This is a genomic window from Bacteroides intestinalis, assembly GCF_003464595.1.
GTDB classification, from domain to species: Bacteria; Bacteroidota; Bacteroidia; order Bacteroidales; family Bacteroidaceae; genus Bacteroides; species Bacteroides intestinalis_A.
In genome coordinates this window covers 145,677-163,397 of record NZ_QRZF01000007.1, presented here as the reverse complement: position 1 = coordinate 163,397, position 17,721 = coordinate 145,677, and the positions used below count along the sequence as shown (strand labels likewise).

Here is a 17,721-nt window from a genome sequence, read left to right as displayed (position 1 = left end):
GATATTACCTATTTCCCGATTAGAACAGATGATGTTGGTAGTATCTAAATACTAAAGTCCGGAATGCATCGCAACTATTCAGGGAGTTTCTGATTTGTTATATATATTTGTTCCTACAAATAGCACAAAATCAGAAACTCCCTGAATAGCTGCGATGCATATTAGCAGTTTATGATAACATTTCCTGCTCCCCACATGTCGTCATATTTATTGTGCATTTCTTGGTAAGCCTGATCTTTACTCATTGTACTTGGATAGGGTGCATTAATATAGGTCGCACTCCCATCTTCGTTAATAATTGTGATGTGGCAATGTGCACCGCCGGCAATAGCATTCATTTGAACCTTGTTCAATTTGAACGCTTCAAAATTCTTTAAAGTTTTCATATCTTTTAGAATTTAATGTAAGGAAACAAAATTAATTGTGGGAAGCTTAAAGTATCACCCTATTGACTTCTGTTTTGCAAAACAATATCTTTATGTCAATACATATTTCAACTCTTTTAATTGATAGAATTCCGGTACGTAATATCCGTCAATAATTATAGAAGGCGTTTGACTGATATGTTGTTGCGAACAATAGATTTGCTGTTGTTTCCATATCCTTTGTTCTTCTACAGTGATAGCATATTTGTCAACTTCTTTTATATTATGGTTTTTGTACCATTCTTCCAATGCTGTTATTGCTTGCTCCCATCCGTCTGTACGGTAAGTTGCGATAATAGTTTTGGCTACTTTCTCTCCAATCCCGTCTTTAGGAAAAGTTAGGAGTACTAATGATATAGAAACATTGGAGGCAATTTCTTTGATGTGCGAATGCATTCTGGCGCAATTCTTGCAGTTGGGATTCGTTACAATCATCAACTGTGTTGTGCTCAAAATCTGGTTATGCAATGCTATTTCTTTATTGACCATTGCTTCAATCTGAGTTTCTGCAAACAATAGCTTCTGAAAGCTATCAGGATTCAATAGTTTTGAAAATTGTACTTTTAACTGCTTCCTTTCTTCTTTTACCTTTAATAGGGCTCTGATTTGTAACCACCCGGCTAAACAAATACAGGCGATTGCTATAAAAGAGAGCATGGCAGAGAGTGAAAATTCCCTATTGAATTGTCCTTGTAGAATATAAAGTGTTACGCAACTGCTCCATACAGTCAGATTAATAAGCATGCAGAGCATACATCCTTTGCGAATAATGAATAGCTGATAGATTACAGAATAGAATGTAAATCCTATTGCGATAATATTGCATGTTACGCTAATGCCGTAAAATTCATACGGACAGATAAGGGCGAATAACAATAAAACACTGAAGTAGAGTAGCGATAGTTCTCCCAACCCCATTCCTATGATATGAGAACCTTTGGAATGTAGAACTTCATTGCAATCAATCATTTTGCCAATATGACAGAAACGATGCAAGAACCTACTGTTGACAGTTTCTTTATATAGTATTGCGGAAGATACAAGGACCCCTATGCATAATGTAAGCAAATAGGGTGATATTCCTGTTGAGTAATTACGCTTTGTGCTGTATAATATCAATAGAATGGCAATGATACCGGCTAACAATAGTTGGTGTTGTTGAATCCACATCGCTATATCTTTCAGCTTGCAGTTCTTCTCCTGAATGGTACTTTCCGTTACTTCTCCCACTAATACACTGCCTGTCCATTTCTGTAAGAACTGCTGTTTGCTTACTCTCAGGCGTTGGCTGTGGGATAGGGTGATATGCGTTTCTTCTATTTTTTCAATCAGGCAAAAGGGGGAATCGTTATCATTCATGATGACAATACATGGAGCTTCCAATTCATCTAGAAATTCTTTGGGAAGTTGATATGCCGCATTGTTGATGTGGAGTGAGTCCAGTGCATCACTGATGCCCCGCATGCTGTTGCCTAACGGTGTGTCGAGCAAACGGTATACGGTCGTTTTACTCACTTTTACGTGTAATGCATGTAAATAGTGGTAGAGTACTTTACCGGTGTTATCAACTTCCAACATAATGTTTCTCTTTTAATACTTAAAGTATAAATTCACCTTTTAAATAGGTCTCATCTGAAATAATTTCGATATGGTATGTATCTGAATCTTGCATATTTAAGTCAATAGAGACTACTGTCGGATTCATATATTCTTGTGAATAAACAGTTTCGCCGGTAGATTCCTTAGTAATCTTGATAGTAACTGTTGATGTCACCTCTTCAAAAGATACGGATACTACCTTATTATATAGGTAGGCATGTACAGGCTGGAGAATGATGCTACGCGTTTTAGGAGCATCTTCCGGGTCTACATTATGATCTTTTTTGATATCCCCATAAAGAATAATTTCCAGACCTTTAACGAAGTCTTGGGCATATACGGAAGCTCCCCAAGCAAAAAATGCGATTAAAAGGAATAATAGCTTTTTCATATTTTACGTTTATTAGATATTGTTTGCTACAAATATAGCGGGGTTTTATCCTGATAGAGTGTATCAAAAGTGTATCATTTCGCTTTGTGTGATGCATTTTACGCGTATATTCCCCTTAAAAACGTCTGATTTAATAGTTTTTAAGAAATTCTTTTAGCTTGTTTATGCCGGGCGGACAGCCTGCCTTTTTTAGAATTTCTTTTTCTTTCCTGTAGATCGTATTTCGCGTTTGCCTTACTATATATTCTAAGTTGGCAACCGGAAAATCAGTCAAAAGCAGACAACACAGGTGTACTTCTTCTTTTTCCAATTCAGACTGGGTTCTCAGTCGGGTAATGGCTTTATCCCAACGTACATCGGTTTCGGCAATGAAACGCTGCCAGTCGTCATCGTTCAACTGTTCTTCTGACTCATCATCTTTTTTATAAGAATTGATAATCCTTTCTATTTTTGAGTAAACCTCAGAATGTTCAAGGGCTTCTTTTGCCAATGCATTTCGTTCTTTCGTTAAAATATCAAGTTCTTGTTGAAGCTTTTTCTTTTTCTCTTCATTGCCATGCTGCTGATTAATTTCTTTTTGCAGGCAGGTAATCTCGGTTTCTTTTTGGTTGAGTTTATTTTTAAGTTGCCTATACTTCTGTTGTAATTCTTGTTGTTCTTTCTCTAAAAGAGCTTGTTTTTGCTCTATAGTACGTGTCTTCCGTTGATTGCTTTTTAATTTAACATAAATTACTCCGGCGATGCAGACGAGTAGGATGCTTACTGTTATTACAATATGCAGTTTACTGTTTTGACGTTCTATGGTGTTGGAATATTGTTGTTTTACTACTTTTTTCTCTGCAATAAGAATATCGTTACTCTGTTTTGACAAGTGGAGGCTATCCAGATAGAGCGAATGCTTCTCTGCCAGCGCCAGTGATCTGTCTAAATCTCCTTGTGCTTTGGCTATCTCTGCCAGACGCATATAAGCGCTGGCTTTGGTGCCATATCCTGTGCTCAATAGGCTTTTATTGATATATATAGTAGCGGAATCATATTGTCCGGCTTTAAAATAAGCGTCGCCTAAAAGCAAAAAAGCTCTGTAACGCTGCGCTGTGTCACTTCGTAACGATATATTGAGTTGGGCATATTGAATTGCTTTTTTATTAAATTCCATACTATTGTATAATGAACTGAGCGCGGCAGCTATGCCTGCTTGTACCCGTTTATAGCTTGGGGCACTTGTCATTTCAAATGCCTTCAATAGTTTTTCTTCCGCTTTAGGATAGTATGGTATTCCTCTCTCTATATTAATCTTTCCTTGGAATGACAGTGCTTCCGCCCAAAGGCTTGTGTCGTTTCTCTGTATTGCCAATTTTTCGGCTAATTGATAGATGGAATCTGCTTCTTCCAGCAAATCTTGCAGATAGTATAAATATCCTGCATTGTTATAGATTAACCCTAAGAGCCTTTGGTTTTCTGTTTTTTGAGCTAATGGAATGGCTGTCAGAAATTCTTTGATAGCATCTCCACAGCGATTTGCATCTCTATATATACATCCTTTATAATAATAGGCTTTAGCCTGCATCGGGATGTTTTCTGCAGAATCGTAATGCTTTATAGCAATCCGTATCAGCGAATCATCTGTCTGCACAATGTAGTTTTTATCCCTTGCTTGAGTCAGTAGCAGGGCATAGTAAGCTTTGTCCGCCTGTACTTTCAGTTGTTGCGGTTCTACACTTTCCAGAATACGTAGCGCACTGTCCGGATATTCTTCCATTAGCGAATCTGCTTGTACTAACAGTATATTGTGATTGTGCTGTCGTGTACATGAGTTTAGTAAAAGAAAACTTATTAGCCATATTGTAACATAAATGCCCTGCTTCATTTTGATGAGTATTTGGTTAGTAGTATACAAAGGTATCTCTTTTGAGAAATATTACCAAGGCAACTGTATGTTTTTTGAGTTCTCTTTCTTCTTATCTTTCTCAACACGTTGAGAATCTTTTCTCACATAATTAAGAGTTTATTCTCATCATATTGAGAAGAAACTCTCACCATATTGAGAAAAGATTCTCTATAAAGGGAGAATACTTTCTTTATAAAGCTTCTATTTGCTTCTTATCTGTTATCCGAGGATACTAATAAATACTTCAATTCGGCCAATTGATAAACGCTTGGCATATAGTGTCCGTTGACAATAACCGCTGGTGTATGACTGATATTATTTCGCTCACAATATTCTTGTTGCTGTCTCCAAAGTAGCTGTGCAACGTCATTGATGTAGTATTTCTCTACACCCGGTATTTCCTGAATCTCGAACCATTCCTCCAGTAAATAAGTAGCCTTTTCCCAACCTTCGGAGAGATAGGCGGAGAGAATTGTCTGTGCAATATGTGCTCCCAGACGATCATTGGTGTATATGACTAATGAGATGGATATATCCGCTGAGATCTCCCGAATGTGGTGGTGAACTTTGGCGCATGCCTTGCAGTTGGGATTCACAACTACCATCAGTCTGTCTTTTGTATGATCGGCAGAATTGTGTAAAGCTATATCAGGATGGATCATCGTTCTGACTTTAGGCTTTAACGCCAGTAGCTTCTGGAAAGTGATTGGATTGAGTAGACCGGATAATTTGACCTTCATGAAACGCTTCTCCTTGTCTGAAGAAACAAGTGCTTTTGCCTGTATCCAGAATATCAGGCAGATAACGCTGACTGCAATCATAGAAAAGAGAATCCGGATGGAAAATCTCCATTCAAAGTTATTCCGTATGATATAAAGCGATGCTGCTGTCAGCCAGACCGAGAAGGTGGTGAGCATACAAAATAGACAGGCTTTATAAATAAAGAATATCTGATATATAATAGAGTATAGCGTAAATGCAATTGCTATGAAAACAGACAGGGCAGCCAAAAAATGAAACTCTTCGGGACAGACGGCTGTGAAGAAGAACATAGTGGTGAAATACATCCACGATAGCTCTCCAATTCCTATTCCTGCAATACTTGCACCCTTGGATTTGAGTACTTCATTGCAATCTATAACTTTACCTATATGGCAGAAACGGTGTAGAAAATGATGGTCTACCATTTCTTTGTATAGGATTATAGTAGAAATGAGAATACCGCAAGTTAATGCAGAGAGATAGAGTGGTAATCCGGGGGGATAATTTCTGCTCCAGATTGAAGAAAAAACTAAGAGGACAGATATGATCCCGGCAATTAGTATTCTGTGTTGCCGACACATATAATTAATATTTTTGATCAGGCAATGAGATTCACAGATGGTTTCCCGAGTGGTTTCACCCAACAGGACAACTCCTGTCCATTGGTGAATAAATAATTTTCTACTTATGGGCATGTGGCTGACTTCGGAAGTAGTGATAATGAGCCGATCCTGTTCTATCTTTTCAACAAGACAGAATGTAGAATGGCTTGTTTCCAATTGGGTAATGAACGGGCCGTGCAGCTTCTCCAGATATTGGGGTTGAAGTTGGTAAACTACGTTCTTTACATGAAGTGCATCTAAAGCGTCACTAATACCTTGCATGGTGTTGCCCAACGGATTGTCGAGCAGACGGCATATAGTAGTCCTGCTCACTTTTACGGTCAATGACCGTAAAAAGTGATGGACTACTTCACTGGTGGCATAATCATCTCCCAGCATAGTCTAAATTTATAGTTAAAGTTTAGGTTAGGTTCTTTGTTAGAGAGTAAAGTATCCGCTTAAGCGAATTTCATCTGATACAATCTCTATCTGATATTCTCCGGAATTTTCTGCACTTACATTGATTGTAATAAGTGTAGGCATGGAATAAGTCTCAGAATAAACGACTGCTCCTGTAGAAACATTTGTAATGGTAATACTTGCAGAAGGCAAATCCTTGTTGAAAACTACGGTGACTATATCACTATCGACATAGGCACTGGCGGGCTGGATGATGATGCTCCGGGTAATCGGACCACCTTCTATAGGCCCTGATGGATCTAAGGGGATTTCCCTTTCATCATCACCAGCAAATGAAAAACGATCCTGGGCTTGCAATGAAGTGCTGCCCAATACTACAGTTAACACGAAAAATACAAATAATAACTTTTTCATAAGATATACTTTTAATTTGTTATGACGGTGGCAAATTTAGAGAGAATTTATCCAATGAAAGTGTATAAAAAGTGTAGAAATGTAGTAGAAGCTATCATATTTAGACGACTTGGTTCATTATTCAATGATAAGTGTATCCAAAATATCACGAAGTGAAGTCGATTTATCAAAGCATTTCATTTTTTGTTCCAATATTCGCTTGGTCTTTTTATATATGGCATCTCTACTACATTCCATTATATATCTAAAATGGCTGGTAGGCATGTCGGTTAAATAGAGACAGCATAGATATATTTCGTCCAAGGATAAAGGATATTTGCTTGCCAGCCGTATCGTTATGTTGTTCCATCGTATGTCGGTTTCTGCAATGAGTTGTTTCCAGTCTTCTTCATCGAAATGTTCAGTGGATTTATCTGTTTTTTTATAGGATTGGATAATCCGTTTCATTTTAGCATAGACTTCAGAGTGCTCATAGGCTTCCTTGAGTAATGCTTGTCGTTCCGTGTTCAAGGAATGGAGTTCCTTCTGTAAAATGGCTTTTTCTTTTTGGTTATAATTATGTTGCTCTAACTCTTTTTGTAAAGAGTTTATTCTTTTCTTGTATTTTTTCCATAGGATGAAGAATACCGACAAGAGAGTTGCTATTGTTGTAATCGTATAGTAAGAGAATTTTCCCAGATTCTTTTTATATTCTGATTGTTTACGTTGTATCAGTATATTTTTTTCTGTTGTGACGATTGCTGTACTTTGTTGTTTTTGCTGAGCACTGTCCAGATAAGCGGAATATTTCCTTTCCATTTCGAGTGCTTTTTCCAGTAAGCCTTGTTTCTGGGCTATGTCGGCTAAGCGCATATAGATGCCTGCTTTGGTAGAATGATCTTTGCTGTATAGCCCTTTGTTTAGATAGATTAAAGCCGAATCATATTGAGCTGTCTTATAATATGCATCTCCCAAGACGAGACAAGCCCTGTACTGCATATTTATATTTTCCTGATTATTGACGCTTAGTTTTGCATATTCAACAGCTTTTTCTCCCATATTCATGCGTCCGTACAATAGACTTAAGGAATAAGTCGTTTTAGCTATCAGACTTTTTAATGTACTGTGGCGTGAAATCTCAAATGCATGTAATAGTATTTGCTCTGCTTCTTTATATTTCCCTTCTCTGATATTGATCATACCTCGTTGAGATAATACTTCTACATGTAAGTGGAAGTTTTTTTGTTTAATGGCAAGGTCTTCTGTTATTTGATAAATGGAGTCGGCTTGTTCATTCAGACGTTGCTGGTAATATAGATTTGCTATATTATTGTATATATGCCCGGCTAAGTTGTAGTCAGGAATCTTTTTGGCATAGGATATGGCTGTGAAAAAGCAACTTAAGGCATTTGGATAGTCTTCTTTGTCCCTCCAAATGCATCCTAAATAATAATGTGCCCTTGCCTGCATAGCCGTATTTTTAGTAGAATCATAATATTGCACTGCAATACGTATTAGAGAATCCTCGGTTTGCAGAATGAAATTCTTGTCTTTGACTTGTGTCAATAATAGTGCATAATATGCACGGTCGGCTGCTGAATGAAATTCTTTCGACTGAATGCTTTGCAAAAAGCGTAAAGCGCTGTCTGGAAGCTTTTGTATGAGAGAATCGGCTTGTACAAGTTGGGCGTTCGGGCTGAAACGAGTACAAGCCGCTAATATACAAGATGCAAGTAATAGCATAGCTAAGACAGTGGCTTTCATTGATTTATCATTTGTTGTTGCAGCCTGCAAAAGTACCCGTTTCTGGTGATAAAACAATGTAATGTAGGTGTGGAAAATAAACAGCCCCTATTCCTGAAAATAAATCAGAAATAGGGGCTATTGATTTTAGGTGTATTTTTTATCAGGTATGTAGTTCCAAAACAAAACGACAACCCTTGGTATAACTGCTGTCCAGCGTCAGACTACCATTCATTTTAGTAGCAATTAGAGAACAAATAGGTAGTCCTAAACCGTCACCTTCTGTAAGGTCTTTCACTTTGGTGAAAGGCTTGAATAGGTCTGCTTGTTCTTCTTCGGCAATGCCAGTTCCTGTATCGCTTATGATGAACTGATGAGTGTGTGCTCCACGTTTTTTGAAGTCCAACCAGATTTTGCCACCTTCGGGAGTAAACTCGGCTGCATTGTTCAGCAAGTGGAGAAGAATGCGTTCAAGTTGTTCCGGATTCGTTTTTACACTGAGTTTCGGTGCATTGACGGCAGTAGTTATGTCTGGTTTCAAGCCGCTTTTAATCTTATCCATAACACTTTCACAGAAAGTATTGATGTTGATTTCACGCATTTCGTAAGCCTCTGATAAGGTGTTTTCCAAGTCGGACAGCTCTTGAATGTGTTCTGCAAAACCCTTCAGGGCACGAACGCCCGGTTGCGTTCCATCCAGAGTATTCAGGGTTGGCTCCATTTGTGCTGAGATATTCTGGATAAACTGGGTTTTCAGTTCATTGTGCTCGTTCGCAATCTGGATGGCTTTCTTTTGCTTCCGGGTAAGGAGAACGAAACGCAGCAATACGATGCCGGCCAGTACTAATACAGCAGCAAGGAGTCCGGCGAGGATGCAAAGACCAATGATGATGTACTGCTTGGCGGAGAGAGAGCTGTCTTTCTCTTCGATAGTTTGCAGGCTCTCGTCATACTTCCGTTTCAGAACATTCAGTTCATCCTGGGCGGTAAGTGCTTTTACAGAATCCGTCCAAAGAATGTACTTGTCGTAAGTGCGGGCCACTAGTCCGGCATTATTTGCTTTGCGGGCAATGTCGATCAATGTCTTATAAGACTCGTCTACTTTAGCGTAGTTTTTCTGTTCCTTATATTGACCGATCAGGCGGTTGATATAGGCATCTCCTTGCGAATTCATGCCGAAAGTATAATAATAATTGGCCTGAGTATAGAGCAAATCATTATTGAGAGAGTCATTTTTGGCTGCTTTAGCAGTTTCTTCCAGCTTGGTCAGTTGCTCTTTGGCTCGAGCAGGGTTCTTAAGGTTGATGTACATTTGCAGGCGCTCCTTATTGATACGGAAGCGCAGATCCGGCATAGCCTTGCCACTTTTCTGTTCGCCTCCTGTAACCAATAGTTCCGCACCGCGCAACAGCTCGAAAGCTTCCTTATAATAGTTTTCCCGATGATAGAGGGCGCTGGCGTTAACACCGCACTCTACAGCCTTGTCATACTTTTCTTGTGAGGAGAAAGCATTGTAAGCTTGCAGGAAAAGGTAACGGGCTTTAATATATTCTTTTTGTTTCAGGTTAGTTTGTGCCTGTTGCATTAGCTCATCGGCGCGGCTGGTGTTTTGCGCGAGAGTCATTGTGCTTAAACACAATACGAGAGATAGAATGAAAGCAAATTGTTTCATGAGCATAACTATTTATATGAATTTGCAAGCAAAAGTAAAATAATCTTTTAGTATTTGAAACTACTTCCGCCTAAAAATTCACGTAATAATGAGGTAAACGGTATTTCTTTGTCTTGTATGGGTGTAAAATATTTGATGAACTTCAACAAACGGTACGCTTCGGCATACTCAGGGCAGTTGCGAGGCACACTGGTCAATATGGGTTCGGCATGGCAGCGCAGTACGGCAAACTCAAACAACAGTGCGGAGTTGAACATCACATCGGCATTTTCCTGATAAGGGAATATCCATTTGTCTTCTCCGGCTCGTACGCTGGGCCAGCGGGAAATGGTTTCCCGTGCCGAGTAGCCGCGGTAGTTGAAGTCGCGGATAATACGGCGCAACAAACGGTTGTCCGTTGTGGGAATCCAGTTATGGTCGTCCAGAGAAATAGTAGTCAGGGCGGACACATAGATTTTGTATTTATTCTCTGCCGGTATTTGCGGGGTGAGTTCAGGATTCAGTGCATGAATACCTTCCAGAATAAGGATGGTATGCTCGTCTATCCGTAACTTGTCACCTTTATATTCACGCTGTCCGGTGGTGAAGTTGAAACTCGGCAAGTCTATTTCTTCACCTCTTAACAGAGCTTTCAGGTCTTCCTCAAACTTTTTGAGATCGAGTGCGTAAAGTGATTCGTAATCATAATCGCCATTCGCATCTCTTGGGGTATCTTCCCGGTTCACAAAGTAATTATCCAGAGCTATAGGATATGGGCGAAGTCCGTTCGTCATAAGCTGTACGGAAAGACGTTTGCTGAAAGTGGTCTTACCCGAAGAAGAGGGACCGGAGATAAGTACCAGTTTCACACGGTTACCATTTTCACCACGGTGATAAATATCATCGGCAATCTGGGCTATCTTTTTTTCTTGCAGTGCTTCGGCTACGTTGATCAGGTCGGTGGCATGCCCCTGTTCACAGGCAAGATTGAAATCTCCTACATTGCCCAACCCCATGATGTAGTTCCAACGGAGATGTTCTTTGAAGACATCGAGCATTTTTTCTTGCTTGACAACTTCTTCCAAAACATTGGGATTTGCTTTGTTGGGTATGCGTAGTAATAAGCCATCGTAGTATTTTACAATATCGAACAGCCAGATAAAACCGGTACTGGGTAACAGGTTGCCATAATAATAGTCGATGGTGTCGCCTAACGAGTAATAATAGGTATAGATAGAACCTGAGGTTTCCAGTAGTTTCACTTTGTCCGTCATTCCCCGTTCATTGAAGATGCGTACTGCTTCGGTGGTATGACATTCTGTGCGGCGGTATGTGATATTTTCATCTATGATTTCCTGCATACGCTTTTTAATGGCGGATACATCTTCCAAGGTAATCGGGCGTCCGATGCGGAGATTGCAAAAATATCCTTTGGAGACAGGATGTTCTACAAAAAGTTTGCCTTCGGGGAACAGTTCGCTGACAGCTTTATAAAGTACGAAACAAAGGCTGCGTACGTATGTCCGCAAGCCGGATGAATCGCGTATATCGAGGAATTCTACATCTTTATTATTATATACCCGGAAATTCAATCCTTCGGACCGGTTATTAACTTTCGCACTGACAACCTGATAGGGAAAATTAAGATTAAAACCGTAATAAATATCCAAAAGTGAACTCCCGATGGGGAATTCTTTAGAAATATTATTATTTTTGCAACAAATTTGTAACATGTGTTTCATGACGTCTCCTTTTTAGGTGATTAATACGTTAAATATAGATATAATAACAGATGTGGCATAAAACCTTCTAATTAATTAAAGATGGAATATTCTTTTTATGATTTTTTAAAGCTGCTTGGCTCACTGGCATTATTCCTGTACGGAATGAAGATAATGAGTGAAGGACTTCAAAAGTTTGCCGGCGACAGGCTCCGGAAAATTCTAACGGCAATGACTACCAACCGGGTAACCGGGGTACTGACGGGTGTGCTGATCACAGCACTGATTCAATCCTCTTCTGCAACTACCGTTATGGTGGTGAGTTTTGTAAACGCCGGACTGCTGACCTTATCCCAATCCATCGGCGTAATTATGGGAGCTAATATCGGTACTACCGTTACAGCATGGATTATCTCAGCATTAGGCTTCAAAGTCGATATAGCCGCTTTCGCACTTCCTCTACTTGCCTTCGGCATCCCTCTCCTCTTCTCTCAAAAAAGTCATCGTAAGTCTATCGGCGAATTCATTTTCGGTTTTTCTTTCCTCTTTATGGGACTTTCTATGCTGCAATCCAATGCACCGGATTTGAAAGCAAATCCGGAAATGCTGGCTTTTGTGCAGAGTTATACCGATATGGGATATATTTCTATTCTGTTGTTTGTGTTTATTGGTACTATTTTGACTATGGTTGTGCAGGCATCGGCAGCGACGATGGCTATTACGCTTATCATGTGTGCCAATGGATGGATTAGCTTTGAATTGGGAGCGGCATTAGTATTGGGCGAGAATATCGGTACTACCATTACCGCCAATCTTGCTGCTTTAACCGGTAATACGCAGGCGAGGAGGGCTGCATTGGCTCACCTGGTATTCAATGTCTTCGGTGTTATCTGGGTGCTTTGTCTTTTCACTCCGTTTACGAGTGCCGTATCGTGGTTTGTGGAAAACGTGATGGGAACGAAAGACCCTGCCGTAGCAGTTTCATTTAAGTTATCAGCATTTCACACTTGCTTCAACATCTGCAATGTATTGTTGCTGATCTGGTTTGTGAAATTGATAGAACGTACGGTTTGCGCCATTATTCCGCAGAAAGAAGCCGACGAGGAATATCGTCTCCGCTTTATTTCCGGTGGTATGCTTTCTACAGCGGAGCTTTCCATATTGCAGGCGCGTAAAGAAATTCATCTGTTTGCAGAGCGTACTCATCGTATGTTCAATATGGTACAGGATCTGCTGCATACGGATAAAGACGATGATTATAATAAGCTGTTCAGCCGTATCGAGAAATATGAGAATATCAGCGATAATATGGAGTTGGAGATAGCCAATTATCTGAACCAGGTGTCTGACGGACGTTTGAGTTCGGAAAGTAAGCTTCAGATTCGTGCCATGCTTCGTGAAGTGACGGAAATAGAGAGTATCGGTGACAGCTGCTATAATCTTGCGCGTACCGTCAACCGTAAGCGTCAGACCAATCAGGACTTCACAGAAAAACAATATGACCATATTCACTTTATGATGAAACTGACGGATGATGCGTTGGCACAGATGATTGTTGTAGTGGAACGTTCCGACCACCAAAGCATTGACGTGAATAAGTCATTCAATATTGAGAATGAAATTAATAATTATCGTAACCAACTGAAGAATCAGAATATTCTGGATGTTAATAATAAGGAATATGATTATCAGATGGGCGTTTACTATATGGATATTATCGCAGAGTGCGAAAAGCTGGGCGATTATGTGGTAAATGTAGTAGAGGCAAGTAGTGATGTAAAAGAAAAGAAAGCGTCTTAAGACGCTTTCTCAAATTCTTCTTTTCCGACTCCGCATAGCGGGCAAACCCAATCTTCTGGAAGGTCTTCAAACGATGTTCCCGGCTCAATGCCGTTTTCCGGATCGCCCATTTCGGGATCGTAAACGTAATCACAAACTGTGCAAATGTACTTGTCCATAAAACTATTTTTTAGGTTTTCTTTATAAATAACAATAAATACCGCTCTTTTGTTTCCGGTTTTGATTTGAAAGAGATATATTTGTTTCGTTTTTATTGTAAATGAACTCTTTATGACGATACTAATTCTGATCGGTATGGCGGTACTTGTGGGAGTATTGCTATTGTATGTGTTTGAACTCGGTAGAAGTAGACGTCTGCTGCTTAAAGCAGGAAACGCCAGAAAAGCATTGCGCAGCTCAGAAGAACTGTTTCGTTCCATTATGCAAAATGTTCATGCTTTCATTCTTTTGATAAACAGGGATTTTGTTGTTACCCGGACAAACTATTATGATATCACCAAAGCCCGTAAGCCGGAAGGTAGATTACCCCGTGTAGGAGATTTGCTGCGTTGTAATAACGCATTGTCCGCCGAAGGAGGATGCGGAACGCATGAACTTTGCGGCAGTTGCCCTATCCGGAGAAAGATAGAAGAGACTTATCGTGCAAAAAGTAGTTTTACAGACTTGGAGGCTACACTCGATATACGGGATAGACGAGGAGAGGTATCTGAATGTGATACGTATGTTTCCGGCGAATATATGGAGATAGATGACAAGGAAGGCATGGTAATTACTGTACATGATATTACACGCTTGAAGAAAGCAGAAGTGGAATTGCATAAAGCCCGTGAAAAAGCGGAGAATGCGGATCGTTCCAAATCTGCTTTTCTTGCTAATATGAGCCATGAGATACGTACGCCACTGAATGCTATCGTCGGCTTTTCCGAATTGCTGGCTTCTGCCGGTACGGAAGAGGAGAAGACACAGTTTTTGGAAATAGTTCATTCTAATAACGAGTTATTGCAGCAATTGATTGCTGATATTCTTGACCTTTCTAAAATAGAAGCAGGTACATTGGAGTTTACGTTCTCTGAGGTGGACGTCAAGCAACTGATGCTTGATATAGAACAATTGTTCCGTATGAGACTGGAAGATAAAGCTGCTGTTATCCAGATTATCAGAGAAACTCCTGCGGATGAATGTATTATGTATACAGATAGAAACCGCTTGCAACAGGTTATCTCCAATTTTATGACCAACGCGGTGAAGTTTACGGATGAAGGTAGCATTACTTTGGGCTATAAATGTTGTACAGAGGGGCTTTACTTTTACGTAAAAGATACCGGTAGCGGTATTCCGGAAGACAAGGTTAATCATATTTTTGAACGCTTTGTTCGGGTGGAACAGAATAAAAAAGGTACTGGTCTGGGATTGGCTATTTGTGAAATGATTATCCGTAAACTGGGGGGTAAGATTGGTGTGGAATCTGAATATGGTAAGGGATCTACATTCTGGTTTACACTTCCGATCAATGGTCGTCAGATTAAGGAACAGGGCACAGAGATTGATGGCAAGACTAACTTATAAAAAGATTTAATAACATTCGGTATCCCAAATTAATATTGTACTTTTGTGGCTCTTAATTAAAGCTAACAATTTGCATGACTGCAATGAAGGATGATTTTTATCATGGCGGACTTACTGACGACGAAGTAAGAAAAAGCCGCGAGAAGTACGGAGTCAATCTGTTAACGCCTCCCAAGCGTCCCTCCCTATGGAAGTTATATCTTGAAAAGTTTGAAGACCCTGTTGTCAGGGTGCTTTTAGTAGCTGCACTATTTTCTTTGATCATCTCAATCGTAGAGAATGAATATGCCGAAACAATCGGTATTATTGCTGCCATATTGCTGGCTACCGGAATCGGCTTCTTCTTTGAATATGATGCTAATAAAAAATTTGATTTGCTGAATGCGGTCAATGAGGAAACTTTGGTGAAAGTTATCCGTAATGGTCGCGTGCAGGAGATTCCCCGGAAAGATGTGGTAGTAGGAGATATCATCGTTCTGGAAACAGGAGAAGAAATTCCTGCTGACGGTGAACTGCTGGAAGCTATTTCTTTGCAAATCAATGAATCCAATCTGACTGGTGAACCTGTAGTTAGTAAAACGACTGTAGAAGCAGATTTTGATGAAGAAGCTACATATGCTTCCAATCGTGTGCTGCGTGGTACTACGGTTGTAGACGGTCATGGAACAATGCGGGTGCTCAGTGTGGGGGATGATACGGAAATCGGAAAGGTAGCCCGGCAGAGTACGGAACAGAGTACGGAGCCTACTCCGCTGAACATACAGCTTACCAAACTTGCCAATCTGATTGGTAAGATCGGTTTCTCGGTAGCCGGATTGGCATTTGCCATTTTCTTTATTAAAGATGTAATACTGGTATATCCTTTCTCAACTTTCCATACTTTTGCAGACTGGCTTCCGGCATTGAAAGCTACCCTGCAATACTTTATGATGGCAGTAACCCTGATTGTGGTTGCAGTGCCCGAAGGGTTGCCGATGAGTGTGACATTGAGTCTGGCATTGAATATGCGCCGTATGCTTTCTACCAAGAATCTGGTTCGGAAAATGCATGCTTGCGAGACGATGGGTGCCATCACTGTGATTTGTACGGATAAGACGGGTACATTGACTCAAAATCTGATGCAAGTTTATGAACCGAGTTTCTATGGTTTGAAAAATGGCGGAGAAGTCGGTGAAGATGATATCAGCAAATTGGTGGTGGAAGGTATCAGTACCAATTCTACAGCTTTTCTGGAAGAGATAGCCGAAGGTGAAAAGCCGAAAGGAGTAGGGAATCCGACAGAGGTAGCCTTGCTTTTATGGTTGAACAGCAGGAGCAGGGATTATCTGGAATTACGTGAGAATGCTCCGGTTGTGGATCAGTTGACTTTCTCTACCGAACGTAAATTCATGGCGACTTTGGTGAAGTCTCCTTTGATGGGCAAGAAGGTATTGTACGTGAAAGGTGCTCCTGAAATTGTTTTAGGCAAATGTAAGGAGGTTATTCTGGATGGCAAACGGGTCGATGCGGTAGAGTATCGCTCTACGGTAGAAAAACAATTGCTGGGTTATCAGAACATGGCGATGCGTACCCTTGGTTTTGCTTTCAAGATCGTAGAAGATACGGATACAAGAGATTGTGTGGAATTGGTTGCCGATCATGATTTGTCATTCCTGGGTGTGGTTGCTATCAGTGATCCTATTCGTCAGGATGTGCCTGCGGCGGTATCGAAATGCCAGTCTGCCGGTATTGATATAAAGATTGTTACGGGGGATACACCGGGTACGGCTACGGAAATAGCACGTCAGATTGGTTTGTGGAAACCGGAAGATACGGAACGTAACCGGATAACAGGAGCTGCCTTTGCAGAACTGACAGATGAAGAAGCACTTGACCGTGTGATGGATCTGAAAATAATGTCGCGTGCGCGTCCTACAGATAAACAGCGTCTGGTGCAGTTGTTGCAGCAAAAAGGTGCGGTGGTAGCGGTAACAGGAGACGGTACGAATGATGCTCCTGCATTGAACCATGCGCAGGTAGGTCTTTCTATGGGTACGGGAACATCAGTGGCCAAAGAAGCCAGTGATATAACCCTGCTTGACGATTCTTTCAATAGTATCGGCACTGCCGTGATGTGGGGGCGTTCGCTGTATAAAAATATTCAACGTTTCATTGTTTTCCAGTTGACTATCAACTTTGTGGCTCTACTCATCGTTTTGCTTGGCTCGTTGATAGGTACGGAATTGCCGCTTACTGTAACTCAAATGTTGTGGGTGAATCTTATTATGGATACTTTTGCTGCTTTGGCTCTGGCTTCTATTCCGCCCAGTGAGAGTGTCATGCAAGAGAAGCCTCGTAGTAGCAGTGACTTTATTATTTCGAAAACTATGCGCTCCTATATTTTAGGTGTAGGTGGTGCTTTCCTGATTATACTTATGGGAATGTTGTACTGGTTTAACCATGCCGAGGGCGGCATGACACCGGAACGTCTGACCATATTCTTCACATTCTTCGTGATGCTGCAATTCTGGAACCTTTTCAATGCGCGTGTGTTTGGTACTACAGACTCCGCTTTCAAAGGGATTTCCAAATCGTATGGTATGGAACTGATAGTACTTGCTATCTTAATAGGACAGTTCCTTATTGTACAATTCGGTGGTGCCGTATTCCGTACTGTGCCGCTTGATTTAGTCACTTGGGTGATTATTATTGCTTCTACTTCACTGGTATTATGGGTGGGTGAGGCGATACGTTTCATCCGACGTTTAACTCAGAAATAAA

General features: G+C 40.5%; 13 protein-coding genes. 3 read left to right on the top strand and 10 right to left on the bottom strand.

Annotation, left to right across the window (positions count from 1 at the left end):
- Nucleotides 1–161: 161 nt before the first annotated feature.
- The 9 genes from DWW10_RS12310 to DWW10_RS12270 form a co-directional block, all read right to left on the bottom strand.
- The gene (locus DWW10_RS12310; protein WP_022391457.1) at nt 162–386 is read right to left on the bottom strand and encodes a hypothetical protein; all 225 of its coding nucleotides are present in this window, start codon (nt 384–386) and stop codon (nt 162–164) included.
- Nucleotides 387–476: 90 nt separating this feature from the next.
- Entirely contained in the window at nt 477–2,003 is a 1,527-nt protein-coding gene (locus DWW10_RS12305) for a cysteine peptidase family C39 domain-containing protein (protein ID WP_022391458.1), read from the bottom strand.
- 19 nt (nt 2,004–2,022) lie between these two features.
- On the bottom strand, nt 2,023–2,415 hold the full coding sequence (locus DWW10_RS12300; RefSeq protein WP_022391459.1) for a DUF3244 domain-containing protein: 393 nt from the start codon (nt 2,413–2,415) through the stop codon (nt 2,023–2,025).
- Between the two features lie 130 nt (nt 2,416–2,545).
- A complete protein-coding gene (locus DWW10_RS12295; RefSeq protein ID WP_147350471.1) occupies nt 2,546–4,048 on the bottom strand; it encodes a tetratricopeptide repeat protein in 1,503 nt (500 codons plus the stop codon).
- Nucleotides 4,049–4,515: 467 nt separating this feature from the next.
- On the bottom strand, nt 4,516–6,066 hold the full coding sequence (locus tag DWW10_RS12290; RefSeq protein ID WP_118421701.1) for a vitamin K epoxide reductase family protein: 1,551 nt from the start codon (nt 6,064–6,066) through the stop codon (nt 4,516–4,518).
- 39 nt (nt 6,067–6,105) lie between these two features.
- Nucleotides 6,106–6,501 (bottom strand): DUF3244 domain-containing protein, encoded by a 396-nt coding sequence (locus DWW10_RS12285; protein WP_022391463.1) that lies wholly within the window; start codon nt 6,499–6,501, stop codon nt 6,106–6,108.
- Between the two features lie 117 nt (nt 6,502–6,618).
- Nucleotides 6,619–8,244: a tetratricopeptide repeat protein gene (locus DWW10_RS12280; protein WP_022391464.1), complete on the bottom strand. Its 1,626-nt coding sequence runs from the start codon at nt 8,242–8,244 to the stop codon at nt 6,619–6,621.
- A 142-nt stretch (nt 8,245–8,386) separates the two neighbouring features.
- Nucleotides 8,387–9,895, bottom strand: coding sequence for a sensor histidine kinase (locus DWW10_RS12275; protein ID WP_022391465.1), 1,509 nt, complete (start codon nt 9,893–9,895; stop codon nt 8,387–8,389).
- 47 nt (nt 9,896–9,942) lie between these two features.
- Nucleotides 9,943–11,616: a nucleoside kinase gene (locus tag DWW10_RS12270; RefSeq protein WP_022391466.1), complete on the bottom strand. Its 1,674-nt coding sequence runs from the start codon at nt 11,614–11,616 to the stop codon at nt 9,943–9,945.
- Nucleotides 11,617–11,697: 81 nt separating this feature from the next.
- Between DWW10_RS12270 and DWW10_RS12265 the strand changes: the two genes are divergently transcribed.
- Nucleotides 11,698–13,395, top strand: a complete 1,698-nt coding sequence (locus DWW10_RS12265) for a Na/Pi cotransporter family protein (protein ID WP_022391467.1) — start codon at nt 11,698–11,700, stop codon at nt 13,393–13,395.
- On the opposite strand, the gene rd is transcribed toward DWW10_RS12265, so the two are convergent.
- Nucleotides 13,392–13,553: a rubredoxin gene (rd, locus tag DWW10_RS12260; protein WP_021967231.1), complete on the bottom strand. Its 162-nt coding sequence runs from the start codon at nt 13,551–13,553 to the stop codon at nt 13,392–13,394. The genes DWW10_RS12265 and rd overlap by 4 nt on opposite strands.
- A 112-nt stretch (nt 13,554–13,665) precedes the next feature.
- Between rd and DWW10_RS12255 the strand changes: the two genes are divergently transcribed.
- Together DWW10_RS12255 and DWW10_RS12250 are read left to right on the top strand one after the other, a co-directional pair.
- The gene (locus tag DWW10_RS12255) at nt 13,666–14,961 is read left to right on the top strand and encodes a PAS domain-containing sensor histidine kinase (protein ID WP_021967232.1); all 1,296 of its coding nucleotides are present in this window, start codon (nt 13,666–13,668) and stop codon (nt 14,959–14,961) included.
- Between the two features lie 74 nt (nt 14,962–15,035).
- Complete coding sequence (locus DWW10_RS12250) at nt 15,036–17,720, top strand: calcium-translocating P-type ATPase, PMCA-type (RefSeq protein WP_022391468.1); 2,685 nt, start codon at nt 15,036–15,038, stop codon at nt 17,718–17,720.
- The last annotated feature ends 1 nt before the right edge of the window (nt 17,721 follow it).

Bases quoted from the DNA above. Each gene is read 5' to 3' on its own strand.
- DWW10_RS12310 (WP_022391457.1), bottom strand. From the start codon at position 386: ATGAAAACTTTAAAGAATTTTGAAGCGTTCAAATTGAACAAGGTTCAA.
- DWW10_RS12305 (WP_022391458.1), bottom strand. From the start codon at position 2,003: ATGTTGGAAGTTGATAACACCGGTAAAGTACTCTACCACTATTTACAT.
- DWW10_RS12300 (WP_022391459.1), bottom strand. From the start codon at position 2,415: ATGAAAAAGCTATTATTCCTTTTAATCGCATTTTTTGCTTGGGGAGCT.
- DWW10_RS12290 (WP_118421701.1), bottom strand. From the start codon at position 6,066: ATGCTGGGAGATGATTATGCCACCAGTGAAGTAGTCCATCACTTTTTA.
- DWW10_RS12285 (WP_022391463.1), bottom strand. From the start codon at position 6,501: ATGAAAAAGTTATTATTTGTATTTTTCGTGTTAACTGTAGTATTGGGC.
- DWW10_RS12280 (WP_022391464.1), bottom strand. From the start codon at position 8,244: ATGAAAGCCACTGTCTTAGCTATGCTATTACTTGCATCTTGTATATTA.
- DWW10_RS12275 (WP_022391465.1), bottom strand. From the start codon at position 9,895: ATGAAACAATTTGCTTTCATTCTATCTCTCGTATTGTGTTTAAGCACA.
- DWW10_RS12270 (WP_022391466.1), bottom strand. From the start codon at position 11,616: ATGAAACACATGTTACAAATTTGTTGCAAAAATAATAATATTTCTAAA.
- DWW10_RS12265 (WP_022391467.1), top strand. From the start codon at position 11,698: ATGGAATATTCTTTTTATGATTTTTTAAAGCTGCTTGGCTCACTGGCA.
- rd (WP_021967231.1), bottom strand. From the start codon at position 13,553: ATGGACAAGTACATTTGCACAGTTTGTGATTACGTTTACGATCCCGAA.
- DWW10_RS12255 (WP_021967232.1), top strand. From the start codon at position 13,666: ATGACGATACTAATTCTGATCGGTATGGCGGTACTTGTGGGAGTATTG.
- DWW10_RS12250 (WP_022391468.1), top strand. From the start codon at position 15,036: ATGACTGCAATGAAGGATGATTTTTATCATGGCGGACTTACTGACGAC.